Below are 15408 nucleotides of genomic sequence, written 5' to 3'. Positions count from 1 at the left end.
GATCTCTACCGTGTCGTGAAAATGATGAATATCCCCAGCTCTGAAATGATAATGCGTTGGTTGCAACAGGCCCGGATCGAGCACTATGTGTGCGATCAGTGTCATGGCATCCACATGGTCTCCCTGCAGTCCGTCGAGGGCATCCAGGAGAGCCGGATCTTCGTGGAAGAGGAAGGGCTGTTGTTCTCATCCGAGCTGGAGGTGCGCCCCTCATCGCTGCTGCCCCTGGTGGCCGAACTGGGTCGTCTCAACATGCAATATCCGTCCCTCAAGGTGTTCCTCGACATCATCGATGACAACCTGCCACGCCTCGTTGTGGGTCACACCGTCTTTACCAAGGCGGGTCTCACCGTCGAGCAGTTCCTGCTGTTCGTTGAAAGCACCACGGCAGCCACCCATGAAGTGGTTTCCGAATGTGAACGCCTTGGCTTCCTCAATCTGCCGGAAATCCAGGTCGCACCGGAATCCGTTCACTGACTTCAGCACCTGAACTGTGCGTTTAATGTGCGAACGGTTCGCTGCGGCTAAAAAGCCGTTGACGGCGGCGGGGCTTTCCCCTAAATTACGCCCCGTTCCAGCGCGACGGCGTAGCGAACATCGTGTTGGCTGAACACGTTAAACCACAGACAAAAATTTGGTGCGGTATCCGAGAGGCTGCCCACCGACGAAGTCGGCAAGATGCACGCACGGCGTGCTCCGAAAACCACTTCAAGCAGTAAAAATTTGGTGAGGTGTCCGAGTGGCTGAAGGAGCACGCCTGGAAAGTGTGTATACGGCAACGTATCGAGGGTTCGAATCCCTCCCTCACCGCCAAATAAAACAAAAGGCCCCGTCGCAAGACGGGGCCTTTTGTTTTTCCGGTAGCCGGCAATCTGGTCTCTACCCGGTATCGACAGGCGGGTGGACTAGCCCGCTTGGACAGCCGAAGGCTGCCCGCAGGGCGAGCGCCAGGGATGGCGTGAGTCAATCCCGACCCAGCACCAAATTAGAAAAACCGACCTCAGGGTCGGTTTTTTGCTTTCTGAGCCAGCCATATACACCCTTATTCCCGTCACGGTGTTATCTCTTCAGCTTGGAGATATAGGGGACATTTCTGTACTTGTACTCCCGGGGCAGCCCTTAGTCGACAGGCAGCTCATCCGTTGCCATCTCATAGGCATCAAATTGCTCGGCAGGGATCGCCACGCGGCGCGGTTTCACAAACAGGGTCGCGATGGAAGGTGCGTTCAGCAATGACGACAAGATGGAATCCCTGGCGTCTACCCCTTCCTGCAATACAGTGAGCTGGACTACCGACAGTACGCCGTCCTCATGAGCCATTTCGAGGCGTACGGCTGCACCGTGATCGCGGCACCATGCGCTCAGGCGCCTTGGGGGCGAAGCGTACAAATACGCTCACCCTCTGCTGGCATCGCGGGACTTGCTGATCCCATGGAGGGGTTGCTCACCGATAACCTGATATTGCGTTCCACTAATAGACACAATGACATTCGCTAAAAATGTAGGCTCCATGCAGAGCCTACATATTCCTTCTCTCATCGAAGCCATGGGCAGATACGCGAAAATCTTGCCGGCGTGATTGTGATAGTAATCACAGTTCGAGCGTTTAGATTTATCCTTCCTCGACCGGGTCACTCCTTTTGTTACACTGCGTGACATCATCCTGAATAAGGACGCGGCTGCGCTCGGTGAATTACCATGTTTAATAATCAGTTGGTCTCAACATTAAATACCTTCGAGTTCAAGGTATATAACTATGTAATAAAGAACCATCAGACGGTTATCTATATGACGGTCAGGGAATTGGCCGAAGCCTGTGATGTGTCGACCGCCACCATATTGCGATTTTGCAAGAAGATGAATTGCAGCGGTTATGCGGAATTCAAAGCCTATCTAAAAATGAATGCCGAGAAGCGCGGCGAAATATCGCTACCACACGGTGCCAACGAGTTCCTCTCTTTTTTCAAGAGCATCAACAATGACGAATTCGACGCCTTGATCGCGAGCGCCGCCGAGCAGATCGCGGGGGCCGAGCGGGTGATCTTCGTGGGGGCGGGCAGCTCGGGCACGCTGGGGTGCTACGGGGCGCGCTTCTTCTCCAACATCGGCAAGTTCAGCAACCACATCGATGATCCCTACTACCCGGTCAACACCGACATGTACAAACAGGCGGTGGCGATCGTGCTCTCGGTCTCCGGGGAGACCACCGAGATAATCAAGTTGGCGAAGCAGTTCCTGTTTCATCACTGCAAGCTCATCACTATTACCAGCGATAATAAATCCACCCTGGCCCAGATGGCAGATTTCAATATTTCATATCATGCGGCCAGGCTGGTAGTCGACAATGAATATGATATTACCACCCAGGTGCCGGTGATTTATATCATCGAATCCATCGGTCGCCAGTTGGCAAACAAGATAAGTGCCGAGGTGTCACAGGGTGTGTCTTTTATGTAACAAGTAACAAAGCGGGTATTTTGTTATATCGTGACAAGGATGAATGCTTTCCCTACCATCGATTCACAACATTTGAATTGTTTCGATATTAATTAATAAATGGCAGGGAAGGATGATTATGGCAATTAACTATGCGGACTCGGCGAAACAGATCGTCGAGTTGATTGGTGGTGACAGCAACGTCATCAGCGTCACCCACTGTGCCACCCGGCTGCGGTTTGTCCTAAAAGAGATGGGACGGGTCGACAAGGAGGTGTTGAAACGGGTGCAAGGGGTCATCACCGTTATCGAGTCCAGCGGTCAGCTGCAGGTGGTGATCGGCAACCACGTCGGGGATGCCTATCGGGAAGTGCAAAAACGGGTGCAGATCGACGAAAACGCCGTGGTCGACGCCCCCAAGGTGGGTATGGTCAACCACCTGATGGACATCATCTCCAGCATCTTCGCCCCCTTCCTCTACCCACTGGCCGCCTGCGGCGTGTTGCAGGGGCTCATCTCCTTCTTCGCCGCCATCGGCTGGATGGACTCCGCCAGCGGCACCTTCCGCATCCTCAACTTCGTCTCCTGGACCGGCTTTACCTTCCTGCCGGTGATGGTCGCCTTCACCGCGGCCAAGAAGTTCAACGTGAACCCCTTCACCGCCGTGATCGCCGCCTGCGCCTTGGTGTCGCCCGATTACATGAACATGCTGACCGCGAACAAAATCATCCTGGCAAACTCCGCGGATCCGGCGGTGCAAGCGCTGATGCAGTCGGCGATGGAGAACCCGGCCATCAACGAGGCCATCGTCAACCTGGTGGGGGTTCCCCTTAACAGCGCGCCGCTCAGCTTCCTCGGTCTGCCGGTGCAGTACCTGAGCTACACGGCCTCGGTGATCCCCATCATCCTGATGGTGTGGGCCATGTCCTATGTGCAGCGCTTCTTCGAGCGGATCCTGCCGGTGGTGGTGCGCAACCTCTTCACTCCCATGTTCTGCCTCGCCATCATGGTGCCCCTGACCCTGCTGGCCTTCGGCCCCATCGGCAACCTCATCGGCGGCGCCATCGGTGGCATCTACAACACCCTCTATCACCTGAGCCCGTCCATCGCCGGCTTCGTGGTGGGGGCTGTCTGGACACCCCTGGTGACCCTCGGCGTGCACTGGGGCATCACCCCGGTGACGGTGGGCAACTACGCCACTCTGGGCTATGACACCTTTACCGGCCTGCAAGCCTCCGCCGTGTTCGGCATCGCCGGCGCCGTGTTCGGGGTCTACTTCAAGGCCAAGGATCCCGAGCTGAAAAGCGTGACCCTCTCGGCCGGCGTGACCGCCCTGTTTGGCATCACCGAACCCGCCATCTACGGGGTGGCCCTGCGCTTCAAACGCCCGCTCATCTGCGGCTGCCTCGCCGGTGCTATCGGTGGCACTGTCGCGGGGGCCTTCAATGCGGTCTCCTGGAGTTACTGTATCCCCGGCATCGCCGTGCTGCCGGTGTTCTTCAAAGAGGGGCACATGGCGCAGTTCCTGGGCTTCCTGCTCTCCATCGGCGTCGCCTTTACCCTGGGCGTCATCTTCTCCTGGATGGCGGGCTTTCAGACCGATGCCGAAATAAGCCAACCCCAGCCGCTGACATCCAAAGCCGTATAAGGAGCGACAAGTCATGAACAACGCATTACCGAAAGACTTTCTGTGGGGGGGGGCGGTCGCCGCCCACCAGGTAGAAGGGGGCTGGGATCAGGGCGGCAAGGGGCTCAGCATCGTCGATGTGCTCACCAGCGGCGCCCACGGGGTGGAGCGCGTCATCACCGACAAGATTGAGGCCGGTCATCGCTACGCCAACCACGAGGCGGTGGATTTCTACCACCGCTACAGAGACGACATCGCACTGTTTGCCGAGATGGGCTTCAAGTGTTTTCGCACCTCCATCGCCTGGTCGCGCATCTTCCCGCTGGGGGATGAGGCCGAGCCGAACGAGGCGGGGCTGCGTTTTTATGACGACATGTTCGACGAGCTGCTGCGCCACGGCATCGAGCCCGTCATCACGCTCTCCCACTTCGAGATGCCGAACCACCTGGTGACCCAGTACGGCGGCTGGAAGAGCCGCATCGTGTTGGACTGCTTCGTGCGCTTTAGCGAGGTGGTGCTGCGCCGCTACCAGCACAAGGTCAAATACTGGATGACCTTCAACGAGATCAACAACCAGCGCAACTGGAAGGTGCCGCTGTTTGGCTACTGCTGCTCCGGGGTCATCTATAACCAGGAGCCGAACCCGGAAGAGTGCATGTACCAGGTGCTGCACCACCAGTTCGTGGCGAGCGCCAAGGTGGTCAGCCTGGGCCATGAGATCAACCCGGACTTGCAGATAGGCTGCATGCTGGCCATGGTGCCCCTCTACCCCTATTCCTGCCACCCGGACGATGTGATGTATGCGGAAATGGCCATGCGCGAGCGCTTCCTGTTCGGGGACGTGCACATGCGCGGCCATTACCCCGCCTATATCCGTAAGGAGTGGCAGCGCAAGGGCTATCAGATCGTCATGGAAGCGGGGGACGAAGAGACATTGCGGGCGGGCTGCGCCGATTACATCGGGCTCAGCTACTACATGAGCAACGCGGTGCGAGCGCACGGCGCCGGCACGGGCACCGCCTTGTCGGGCTTCGAGGGCAGTGTACCCAACCCCCATGTGAAGGCCTCAGAATGGGGTTGGCAAATCGACCCGGTGGGGCTGCGTTACACCCTGAACCTGCTCTATGGCCGCTACGAGAAGCCGCTGTTTATCGTCGAGAACGGCTTCGGGGCGCGGGATCAGAAAGATGAGCGAGGGGAGATAGATGACGATTATCGCATCGCTTACTTGCGCGCCCATATCGAGCAGATGAAGCTTGCCATCGTCGAGGACGGGGTGGAGGTGATGGGTTACACCCCCTGGGGATGTCTCGACTGCGTCTCCTTCACCACAGGGGAGTACAGCAAGCGCTACGGCTTTATCCACGTGGACAAGAACGACGACGGCAGCGGCAGCTTTGCGCGCAGCAAGAAGCGCAGCTTCGACTGGTATCGCCAGGTCATCGCCAGCAACGGCGAGACACTATAACTTGGTGATTCAATATGCTGCCTTGATTAAATAAAACCTGTTATTGATACCGCAAAGTGCCATTTAACTATGTGGCTATGCAGGTTTTTTAATATCAAGGCAGTGTAATATCTTTCCGTGACAAGGCTGGTGTGACATGTCGACACTGAGTTGTCGAGCCGTGGAGCCCGCCCTTATCCGCAATAAGAAAAACCGACCTAATGGTCGGTTTTTTGTTTTGGCTGTTCTGCCTGGTACCGCTCAGACGCTGCCTGAGTTTGCCATCCCCCCTCGGATTTTGTCTGCCAGCCAGCGCGGTGAACCCATGTGCCTTATTTCACCGCTATTTCACTACTTCCAGCACCGGCATCGGGTACTTGCCTTCGCGAATGGCTTTGTTCGGCCCATACAGCCGCATGATGATGTAGGCATCCTTCTCCGGAATGGGCAGCCAGTTCGGGTTACTGGCATCCCCCTTGGCACTGAGCTCTATGGTGTACATACCATCCGGGCCCGGCTTGAGGGTGCGATCCCCACGGCTGTGGCGGTTGATGGTGTTATGGGCCATCAGCTTGTTATCCGTGCCGTAGACGGTGAAGGACCAGAACTGGCTGACCTCGGGCGCCTTGAAATGCATGCGGTATTGCTTGCCGTTGGCGCCGTTGATGCTCTGGCCATCGGATCCCTTGAGTGCCTGTAGATAGACGGACTCTTCCGGCGGTAGTCCCCATTGTCCGATCAGGGTGCCTTCTGCGAACAGATCGCGCTTCTGGTTTTGAAGCTCAGCCCGGGTGCCGAGCAGCCCTTCCGAGCTGGTCATCTTGGGCAGGAGCGCGTTGAGATAGGCCAAGCCCTGTTTCTCGCCTTGCTTCGCCGCGGCCATTTGCGCCGCGCTCAGCTTGGTGTTGCAGGGCGCGAGGCCCGTCTCCTTGTACTGCGCCAGCCAGTGCTTGTCGGCGGTGCCCATGTCCCCCTGACACAGCACGAAGTTGACCCGCTGCAACCAGTTGGTGCTCGCCGGATCCGGCCACTGGTGCTCGGTGGCTTTGGGCCCAGGCTGGCCGAGATAGGCCGACAGGGTGCGCACGTTCCAGTCATCCATGTAGCCAAGGGCGACCTTCTCGTCGTCCTTGCTGGTGGCCATGATGCGGCCCATCACTTTGAGGATGTCGGAGTCGACGCGGATCACCTCGGTGACGCTGGCCGGCGTCTCGCCTTTCCAGCTACGGGAGGCAAACATGAAGTGACCCCCCTTGGTGCCGTGGGTGCGGGAGCCGATCATCGAGGTGGTGTAATGGCCCATGTCCAGGGTGTGCAGGATCCAGCAACGGCCTTTGTCCATACCCGGCACGCTGACGATCACCGGCTCCGCACTGAGATCCAGCCAGCCTTGCAGGTGCAGGGTATCGTTGTTGATGCCCGGGTGTTCGGTATCGTCCGCCAGGTGGCGAATGTTCTGGAAGCGGTTTCGCGGGGTGCCGGTCTTGATCGCCGTTTCATAGAAGAACTTGTAGGCTTCCTCCATGGAATAGCCGTAGATATAGGCATCTTGTGCCATTTTATCAGTGATTTGTGCCATGGCAGGCATGGCTGCGATACATAACACTGCCGCAAGGGATAGCTTTCTCATAAGTGCTCCACTCCTGTTCATGGTTTATGCGCGCTCGAAATCCGCCAGCTTGAAGGTCTTGTGGTTTAATTCGTCGGTCGGGCCATAGAAACGCATGGCCGGCAGCGGGCGTTTGCCACTGGTCGGGATCCAGTTGTTTTCCTTGCCTGGCGGGGCGGTCGGGCCCACGTAGAGGGTGATGCTGCCGTCCGGATTCTTGGCCATCTTGTCGAGATCGTAGGAGGAGAGGGTGGTGCGCCCGCTCTCGCTGTAGATAAAGGACATGGTGTCGCGGTTGTAGACCGTCAGTGCCCAGAACTGCTTGACCGGCATCTTGGCCGGGATGGTGAGCTTGTAGAGCTGACCGGCTTCCAGCAGTTTGCCGTTGTTGTCCGCGAGGCACATCAGGTACTGGGTGGCCGGGGTATCGCTCAGCGCCTTGGGCATATAGGTACACCAGAAGTACTCGGCGGCGCGATTGATGAGGTCGATGCGATCCTCATAAGTGAAGGTGAAGGTCTTGTTGTCATCGCTCTGCAAGAGGGAGGCGTAGTGCCGATCAGGCCAGTAGCGTTTCTCCTTCGGGAAATTGTCATACCAATGCTGCATGTAGAACCAGGCATCGATGGCCGCCTGGCGCATCGCCTTGCGGGTTTTCTCATCCGGGTTGAATGAGGTGCCGCGACCTATGCCAAGGGAGGTGAGCATCCCCATCATCACCTTGTCCTGCTCGCGCACGGGTTCGACGCTGGCCACTGCATGCAGATCCGCGAAGTGACGCTCGTCGTAGTAGGGCAGGGTCGGGTAGCGCTTGTTGCCCGGATCGACGAAGCGCTGGGTCGGCGGATTGCTCGCCTCGGAGAGAGAGTACATGCGCAGGCGCTTGGAGTAGTGATAGGCATCGTTCGTCGACTTGCCGGGCGCTGGCACAGAGCGAAAGGCAAACGCCACGCGATAATTCGGGGAAGGAACATGCAGATAGCCGGCCGGGATCGGCTCGCTGTAGCCGGGGGGCGTCAGCAAAAACTTGCCGCCCTTGCCTTGGTCGAGCCCCGCCGGGCCCACATCCGCTATGGTGAATTGCCAGACATCGACAATCTGCCCATACAGGCTGCCATCCGGGCCCGCAGCGGGCACTTCCAGCACGGTGGGGCCGTGTTGCAAGTCGGTGAAGGCCGTGATGTAGGGGGTGGTGCTGTTGGCCGTGATGGCCTCGAGATGCGGGGTGGCAGGCTTGGCATAGGCGATGATGTCGTTGTCTTTGAGACCCAGATTGTCGAAGGCGGCGCGCCGGAAGCTGTAGATGGCGACCGCCGGCACGTTCCACAAGACAGCCTCGAAGGCCCGCTGGTACTTGATCTGGTACTCAAAATCTTCGACCGAGCTGACGGAGCCCGCTGGCGGCAGGCCCTGCTGGGGTATTTCCTGGTTTCCCGGGGCTGGGGGCATTGGCCATCTCCCCTTGCGGGTTGGTCGATGGCAGCACTCAAAGGGGAGGGATGGGACTCCCCTTTAGCATCGATAAAAAAGCCCGGTAGTGATACCGGGCTTGGTGGTCGAGCAGTGCTTTAGCCTCAGGCGAGGTCGAAGCGATCCAGATTCATCACCTTGGTCCAGGCCGCCACGAAGTCCTTCACGAACTTCTCCTTGGCATCCGCACTGGCGTAGACCTCCGCCAGGGCGCGCAGCTGGGAGTTGGAACCGAACACCAGATCGACCCGGGTTCCGGTCCACTTCACCTTGCCGCTCTGGCGATCACGGCCTTCATAGACTCCCTGGCTGCCCGCCGCCGGCTTCCACTCCGTGCCCATGTCGAGCAGGTTGACGAAGAAGTCGTTGGAGAGGGTACCCGGGGCGGCGGTAAAGACCCCGTGGCAGTTGCCCGCGTTAGTGCCGAGCACCCGCATGCCGCCCACCAGTACCGTCATCTCGGGGGCACTCAGGGTGAGCAGTTGCGCCTTGTCGATCAGCATGGTCTCCGCGAAGCCCGCGCACTCACCCGCGTAGTTGCGAAATCCATCGGCGAGGGGCTCGAGCACCGCGAAGGAGTCCACATCGGTCTGGGCCTGGGAGGCATCCATCCGGCCCGGAGTGAAGGGCACGGTCACGGCGACACCGGCTCTCTTCGCGGCCTGCTCGACCCCCACGCTGCCCGCCAGCACGATGAGATCGGCGAGGGAGACCCGCTTGCCGCCGGTGGCTGAGGCGTTGAAGGCCTGCTGTATCCCGTCGAGGGCCTGAAGCACTTTCGCAAGCTGGGCAGGCTGGTTGACGGCCCACTCCTTTTGCGGAGCGAGACGGATGCGGGCACCGTTGGCGCCACCGCGTTTGTCGGAGCCACGGAAGGTGGACGCGGAGGCCCAGGCGGTGGAGACCAGCTCGGCCACGGACAGGGAGGCCGCCAGGATCTTCTCCTTGAGGGCCGCAACGTCCTTCTCACCCACCAGCTCGTGATTGACGGCGGGGATGGGGTCTTGCCAGATCAGCTCCTCTTTGGGCACTTCCGGCCCCAGGTAGCGGGCGATGGGGCCCATGTCGCGGTGGGTCAGCTTGAACCAGGCCCGGGCGAAGGCATCGGCGAAGGCCTGCGGATCCTCATAGAAGTGGCGGGAGATCTTGCCAAACTCGGGGTCAAAGCGCAGGGTCAGGTCGGTGGTGAGCATGGTCGGCTTGTGGAACTTGCCGGGGATGTGCGCATCGGGAATGATCTCCGGTGCATCCTTGGCCACCCACTGCTTGGCGCCGGCTGGCGACTTGGTCAGCTCCCACTCGTAGTTGAACAGGTTTTCAAAGAAGTTGTTGCTCCACAGGGCCGGTGTCTTGGTCCAGGTCACTTCGAGCCCGCTCGAGACGGTGTCCTTGCCATGGCCGCTGCCGAAGTCGCTCATCCAGCCGAGGCCCTGGGCCTCCAGAGGCGCGGCTTCCGGCTCTGGCCCCTTGTGGGATTCGGGCGCGGCGCCGTGGGCCTTGCCGAAGGTGTGGCCGCCCGCGATAAGGGCGACCGTCTCTTCATCGTTCATGGCCATGCGACCGAAGGTGGAACGGATGTCCTTGGCAGCCTCCATGTAGTCACCGCTGGCGTTGGGCCCTTCCGGGTTGACGTAGATGAGGCCCATGTGGGTGGCCCCGAAGGGGGCCGTAAGCTCGCGATCGCCCTTGACCCGATCGGGATCGACCCCGAGCCAGGCAATTTCATCCCCCCAGTTGACGTCCTGATCCGGCTCCCACACGTCGGGCCGCCCACCGCCAAAGCCGAAGGTGCGAAAACCCATGGTCTCCAGGGCGACGTTGCCGGCGAGGATCAGCAGATCGGCCCAGGAGATCTTGTTGCCGTATTTCTGCTTGATGGGCCAGAGCAGGCGACGGGACTTGTCGATGTTGACGTTGTCAGGCCAGCTGTTGAGGGGGGCGAAGCGCTGTTGGCCACGGCCGCCGCCACCGCGACCGTCGGTGGTGCGATAGGTGCCCGCAGCATGCCAAGTCATGCGGATGAACTGGGGGCCGTAGTGACCGAAGTCCGCCGGCCACCACTCCTGGGAATCCGTCATCAGCTTGACCAGATCTTTCTTGAGTGCCTTGTAATCCAGGCTGGCGAAGGCCTTGGCGTAGTCAAAGTCCTTGTCCATGGGATCGGCGCCGGGGGAATGCTGATGCAGCAGATCCAGCCGCAACTGGTTCGGCCACCAATCTCGATTGGTTCTGCCGACGCCGGCGGTGTGGTTGAAGGGGCATTTGCTTTCTTCACTCATCTCTGTCTCTCCTTGGCAGTCATGTGCAATGCAGACAACTCAGTATGGGAACTTTTCCTGCAACCGGCGGGGCATGTGACAGGTTGGGCCTTGGACCGGCATCGGGGGGTTATCAATAACTCCTTATATTTCAGCTAATTGATTAAGGATGGGATGACCGTATTACGAAAAGATGAATCGGTGCCATCGAATTTGGCTGCTCCTGGACAAGGGATAAGAGAAGGAAGGAGCGCCCTGGCAGCCGTGTTATCAATCTTTTTATCCATAACACGAGGGATCAGACCTGGACTTGCGCTGGGTCATGGCATGAGGAGGGCTTGTCTTGAGCGGGGCAGAAAACCCCATTTTTGTGACGGCGGTCTGGATTGCGTCCTGAGCAGGGCGCCGAGCGCCAGAGGATGGGGTGGGGGCGTTGCGCCAAAAAGCGGACGGCGCAGAAACAAAAAGACCGGCCAGTGGCCGGTCCAAACAGACAGCGTGCTGCTGTCTCATCAGGCTGATCCCAGCCTGGAGGGGAATAATGGGGTGGCTGATGGGGCTCGAACCCACGACAACCGGAATCACAATCCGGGACTCTACCAACTGAGCTACAGCCACCACTGAAATCTGCCTTCGATACAGCAATCAAACTCATCTGTATCGATGGCGCGCCCTGCAGGATTCGAACCTGCGACCCACGGCTTAGAAGGCCGTTGCTCTATCCAACTGAGCTAAGGGCGCGTTGTATCAAGAAATCCGGGGATTTCCCGATGAACCTGGTCGGTGATAAAGGATTCGAACCTTTGACCCTCTGGTCCCAAACCAGATGCGCTACCGGGCTGCGCTAATCACCGAAAATTCGCCATCCAGCATACCTTCGGCGGCACCACTGGGCAACGGGCGGGCATCATACCCAAGCGCCAAAGTCAGCGTCAACGACTTTTTCCACCAGTAAATTCAAGTGCCTACTTATTGCCCTCCCTGCGAGAGCCGCTAACACCCGCGCCAAAAAAATGCGACAATGCGCCGCAGTTGAACACATGGTGAGTGAAGAACGATGTCTGCCAAAATCATTGATGGAAAACAGGTTGCGCAAACGATTCGCAATCAGGTCGCCGCGCAAGTCCAACAGCGGTTGGCGCAGGGGAAACGGGCACCGGGTCTGGCGGTGATCCTGGTGGGGCTGGATCCGGCCTCCCAAGTCTATGTGGGCAGCAAACGTCGCGCTTGTGAAGAGGTGGGATTTGTCTCCCGCTCCTATGACCTCAGCGCCACGGCGACACAAGCGGAGCTGCTGTCCCTGATCGACCAGCTCAACGAGGATCCGGAAGTGGACGGCATCCTGGTGCAGTTGCCCTTGCCGGCCCACTGCGATACCACCCAGGTGCTGGAGCGCATTCGTCCCGACAAGGACGTTGATGGCTTCCATCCCTACAACGTGGGTCGTTTGGCCCAGCGCATCCCGGCGCTGCGACCCTGCACCCCCAAGGGGATCATGACCCTGATCGAGACCACAGGCGTCAAGACCCATGGTCTGCATGCGGTGGTGGTCGGGGCTTCCAACATCGTGGGGCGTCCCATGACGCTGGAGCTGCTGCTGGCCGGTTGCACCACCACCACCTGTCACCGCTTCACCCAGGATCTGGAGACCCAGGTGCGCCGGGCCGACTTGCTGGTCGTGGCGGTGGGCAAGCCCAACTTCATTCCGGGGGAGTGGGTCAAACCCGGTGCCCTGGTGATCGATGTGGGCATCAACCGCCTTGCGGACGGCTCCCTGGTGGGAGATGTGGAGTATGAGACCGCGCGTAATCACGCCGCCTTCATCACGCCGGTACCGGGGGGAGTAGGCCCCATGACGGTCGCCAGCCTGATGGAGAACACCCTGAGCGCCTGCCAGGATTACCACGACGCCTGATGAGGGCGCGGGCAGAAAAGAGAAAGGGAAGGCATTGCCTTCCCTTTTTTTATTGCGTCACTCGCCCGGATCGCTACTGGATATCAGAGGAGGGCCAGGGCGGCGGCCAGATCGGCAATCAGATCGTCGGCGTCTTCCACCCCGATGCTGAAGCGGATGAGATCGTCATTGACCCCGGCAGCGAGGCGGCTCGCCTCGTCCATGGCTGCGTGGGTGGTGCTGGCCGGATGGCAGGCGAGGCTCTCGAGATCGCCGAGGCTCACCGCCTGCACGAAGAGTTGCAGGTTGTCGAGCAGGGTGGCGCAGCGCTCAAACCCGCCTTCCAGCTCGATGCTCACCATGCCGCCAAAGCCGCTGGCGAAGGCGCCGAGGGCATCGTGGCCGGGATGGCTGGCAAGGCCCGGGTAGATCACCTTCTTCACCGCTGGGTGGGCATCCAGGAACTCGGCCACCTTCTGGGCGTTGTGCAGGTGGGCATCCATGCGCAGGGGAAGGGTCTTGACCCCCCGTTGCAGCAGGTAGGCCTCCTGCGGGCCGATGGGAGAGCCGATGTGCTTGAGGGCCACGGTGCGAATCGACTTCATCAGCTCATGACGACCCGCCACCACCCCGGCGATGATGTCGCCGTGACCGCCCAGATACTTGGTGCCGCTGTGCATGACGATGTCGATGCCAAGCTCGAGCGGGCGCAGCAGGTAGGGGGTGAGGAAGGTGTTGTCACATACCGTGATGGCGCCCACCTTGCGGGCCGCCTCCACCACCACCCGCGGATCCACCACCTTGAGGGTGGGATTGGTCAGGGTTTCAAAGAGTACCACCTTGGTGGCGGGGCGGATGTTGGCCAGCAGCGCCTGATCGCTCTCGTAGGCGGTGATCTTGATGCCGGCGCGACTGAAGGTCTGCTTGAGGAAGGCATCGGTGCCGCCGTAGAGGGGGCCGATATAGGCCACTTCATCACCGCTGTCTGCCAGGGCATACATGATGGCACTCACCGCCGCCATGCCGCTGGCCACCACCAGTGCCTCATCTGCACCTTCGAGGGCTGCCAGCTTCTGCTCCAGTTCGGCAGTGGTGGGGTTGCCAAAGCGGCTGTAGATGAAGCCGGGAGCTTGACCTGCGAAGCGCTCCTTGCCCGCCTGGGCGTTGAAGTAGCTGAAGGTGCTGCTCTGGTAGAGCGGGGTGGTGAGGGCGCCGGTCTGGGGATCGATCCGCTGGCCGCTGTGTACGCTCATGGTCTTGAATTTCATTTTTGTACTCCGTCATTGCCAGGCTGTTGCCCGACTGCTTGTGTTATCCGGGGCGCCGTCGCGCCCCTTTTCTCATGTGGTGTGGCGGCGTTGTCAGGCTAGCGTTGGCTCGCGCTGCGGCTCGCCTGCATAGTGGCGGGCCGCCACATCCGGGTGGGAGCGCAGCCTCCCCTTGAGCACGTTTTCCCCCACCTGATAAAAGAGCGGGTTGGCGGGATCGCTCTGGGGCCCTTCGGCCAGCGCCGCCAGCTCGGGGGAGAGGCTAAGCAGTGGCACAGTCGCATCCAGCCTTGCCGCCATGAAGAAGGCGCAGGAGAGGCGCGATACCCCGGGAGGCGGGCTCACCACCCGGTGCAGGGTGGCCTTGAGGTAGCCGTCGGACGCGAGCTCCAGCAGCTCGCCGATGTTGACCACTAGGGCGCCCGGCAGGGGGGGCGCGGGGATCCAGCCATCTGCCGTCTCCACCTCGAGCCCGGAGTGATCGTCCTGCATCACCAGGGTCAGGTAGCCGGGATCCTTGTGGGCACCCACCCCCTGACCACTGCTGCCTTCCGGTTGTCCGGGGTAGTGAATGAGCTTCATGTGCTGGTAGGGGGCACCGCGAATGCTCTCATCAAATACTCCGGCGGGCTGCCCCAGCACCTCTGCGAAGGCATCCAGCAGGGTGAGGGTGATGTCGCTCAGTCGATCCTGCCATGCCAGCAGCCGTGTTTTCATCTCGGGCAGGGCGGCGGGCCACTGATTGGGGCCGATGAGGCGCTGCCAGGGTTCACGAATGTGCGCCACAGGCAGGGCCTGGGCCTCGTTCATGATATCGAACTGCTCCCGCAGATCCGGCCGTGCCCGGGTGAGCTCTGCCCCCACCTGGTTGTAGCCGCGAAAGTGGGGGGAGTGGACCATCTGCACCGCCAGTTTTTCTTCAAGTGGCAGGGCGAAGAAGCGGGCGGCGAGCGCCAGGGTCTCCTGGCGCGCCGATTCGCTCAGATCATGGCCCACCAGATAGAAAAAGCCCACTTCGCGGGCGGCCTGGCCAAGCTGCGCCAGCATCTGGCTGCGTGCAGCCGGGGTGCCCTTGAGGGCGGCGAGATCGATGATCGGCAATGATGGGGTGGTCATGGGCATCTCCTCACTTTCCGTGAACGGGGTCTGCATGCCCCGGCGTGCGGGGTGTTGCGAAACCGGGGCGCACTCTTCTTGAGTGGCGCCGTTTGGGTTGAGGGTGATGCTACTGTTCGAGGTTATAAGGTGGAAGCAACAAAATATTCTTAGTTATATACAAAATTCGAAATGGAATTCGGACTTGAGCGAATGGAACGAGCAACGGGCGGCTCAGGCGGCGATCTGCCGTACCGGGTGAGAGCGACATTGGCGTGACGGGATAGACGCGGGAGAGAAAAGG

Annotated in this window: 11 protein-coding genes and 4 tRNA genes; 6 read left to right on the top strand and 9 right to left on the bottom strand. The window is 60.0% G+C overall.

Translation table 11 applies throughout. The annotated features are described in order from the left end of the window. Nucleotides 1-21: 21 nt before the first annotated feature. Together AB7E19_RS06945 and AB7E19_RS06940 are read left to right on the top strand one after the other, a co-directional pair. A complete protein-coding gene (locus AB7E19_RS06945) occupies nucleotides 22-477 on the top strand; it encodes a YbjN domain-containing protein (RefSeq protein ID WP_160839247.1) in 456 nt (151 codons plus the stop codon). A gap of 248 nt (nucleotides 478-725) precedes the next feature. Then, nucleotides 726-813 (top strand) — tRNA-Ser (locus AB7E19_RS06940). A 306-nt stretch (nucleotides 814-1119) separates the two neighbouring features. Here AB7E19_RS06940 and AB7E19_RS06935 read toward each other — a convergent pair. Continuing rightward, nucleotides 1120-1242, bottom strand: coding sequence for a hypothetical protein (locus tag AB7E19_RS06935; protein ID WP_272952345.1), 123 nt, complete (start codon nucleotides 1240-1242; stop codon nucleotides 1120-1122). 456 nt (nucleotides 1243-1698) lie between these two features. Here AB7E19_RS06935 and AB7E19_RS06930 point away from each other — a divergent pair, with 456 nt between their 5' ends. From AB7E19_RS06930 to AB7E19_RS06920, 3 genes are all read left to right on the top strand, one after another. Further along, a complete protein-coding gene (locus AB7E19_RS06930; RefSeq protein ID WP_128296873.1) occupies nucleotides 1699-2457 on the top strand; it encodes a MurR/RpiR family transcriptional regulator in 759 nt (252 codons plus the stop codon). Between the two features lie 118 nt (nucleotides 2458-2575). Next, nucleotides 2576-4084 (top strand): PTS transporter subunit EIIC, encoded by a 1509-nt coding sequence (locus tag AB7E19_RS06925; RefSeq protein ID WP_045524479.1) that lies wholly within the window; start codon nucleotides 2576-2578, stop codon nucleotides 4082-4084. A 13-nt stretch (nucleotides 4085-4097) separates the two neighbouring features. Beyond that, nucleotides 4098-5531, top strand: coding sequence for a 6-phospho-beta-glucosidase (locus AB7E19_RS06920; RefSeq protein ID WP_322130837.1), 1434 nt, complete (start codon nucleotides 4098-4100; stop codon nucleotides 5529-5531). 322 nt (nucleotides 5532-5853) lie between these two features. Here AB7E19_RS06920 and AB7E19_RS06915 read toward each other — a convergent pair whose 3' ends face one another. The 6 genes from AB7E19_RS06915 to AB7E19_RS06890 form a co-directional block, all read right to left on the bottom strand. After that, nucleotides 5854-7068, bottom strand: a complete 1215-nt coding sequence (locus tag AB7E19_RS06915; RefSeq protein WP_322130836.1) for a DUF1254 domain-containing protein — start codon at nucleotides 7066-7068, stop codon at nucleotides 5854-5856. 96 nt (nucleotides 7069-7164) lie between these two features. Further along, on the bottom strand, nucleotides 7165-8568 hold the full coding sequence (locus AB7E19_RS06910; protein WP_427934789.1) for a DUF1254 domain-containing protein: 1404 nt from the start codon (nucleotides 8566-8568) through the stop codon (nucleotides 7165-7167). Nucleotides 8569-8693: 125 nt separating this feature from the next. Further along, complete coding sequence (katG, locus tag AB7E19_RS06905) at nucleotides 8694-10868, bottom strand: catalase/peroxidase HPI (RefSeq protein WP_322130834.1); 2175 nt, start codon at nucleotides 10866-10868, stop codon at nucleotides 8694-8696. 521 nt (nucleotides 10869-11389) lie between these two features. Beyond that, nucleotides 11390-11465, bottom strand: a tRNA-His gene (locus AB7E19_RS06900). A gap of 46 nt (nucleotides 11466-11511) precedes the next feature. Then, nucleotides 11512-11588, bottom strand: a tRNA-Arg gene (locus AB7E19_RS06895). 36 nt (nucleotides 11589-11624) lie between these two features. Further along, nucleotides 11625-11701, bottom strand: a tRNA-Pro gene (locus AB7E19_RS06890). A 203-nt stretch (nucleotides 11702-11904) separates the two neighbouring features. Between AB7E19_RS06890 and folD the strand changes: the two genes are divergently transcribed. After that, nucleotides 11905-12762 carry a bifunctional methylenetetrahydrofolate dehydrogenase/methenyltetrahydrofolate cyclohydrolase FolD gene (gene folD / locus AB7E19_RS06885; protein WP_010674955.1) on the top strand — a complete coding sequence of 286 codons (858 nt, stop codon included), beginning with the start codon at nucleotides 11905-11907 and terminating at the stop codon, nucleotides 12760-12762. An 83-nt stretch (nucleotides 12763-12845) separates the two neighbouring features. Here folD and AB7E19_RS06880 read toward each other — a convergent pair whose 3' ends face one another. Both AB7E19_RS06880 and AB7E19_RS06875 read right to left on the bottom strand, forming a co-directional pair. Then, a complete protein-coding gene (locus AB7E19_RS06880; protein WP_042863960.1) occupies nucleotides 12846-14009 on the bottom strand; it encodes a trans-sulfuration enzyme family protein in 1164 nt (387 codons plus the stop codon). Nucleotides 14010-14102: 93 nt separating this feature from the next. Next, nucleotides 14103-15125: an isopenicillin N synthase family dioxygenase gene (locus AB7E19_RS06875; RefSeq protein WP_322130833.1), complete on the bottom strand. Its 1023-nt coding sequence runs from the start codon at nucleotides 15123-15125 to the stop codon at nucleotides 14103-14105. Between the last annotated feature and the right edge of the window lie 283 nt (nucleotides 15126-15408).

The organism is Aeromonas sp., from assembly GCF_050252055.1.
Classification (GTDB): Bacteria; Pseudomonadota; Gammaproteobacteria; order Enterobacterales; family Aeromonadaceae; genus Aeromonas; species Aeromonas caviae.
Note: the sequence above shows the minus strand (reverse complement) of the source record. Positions and strands in the feature narration are given on the sequence as shown.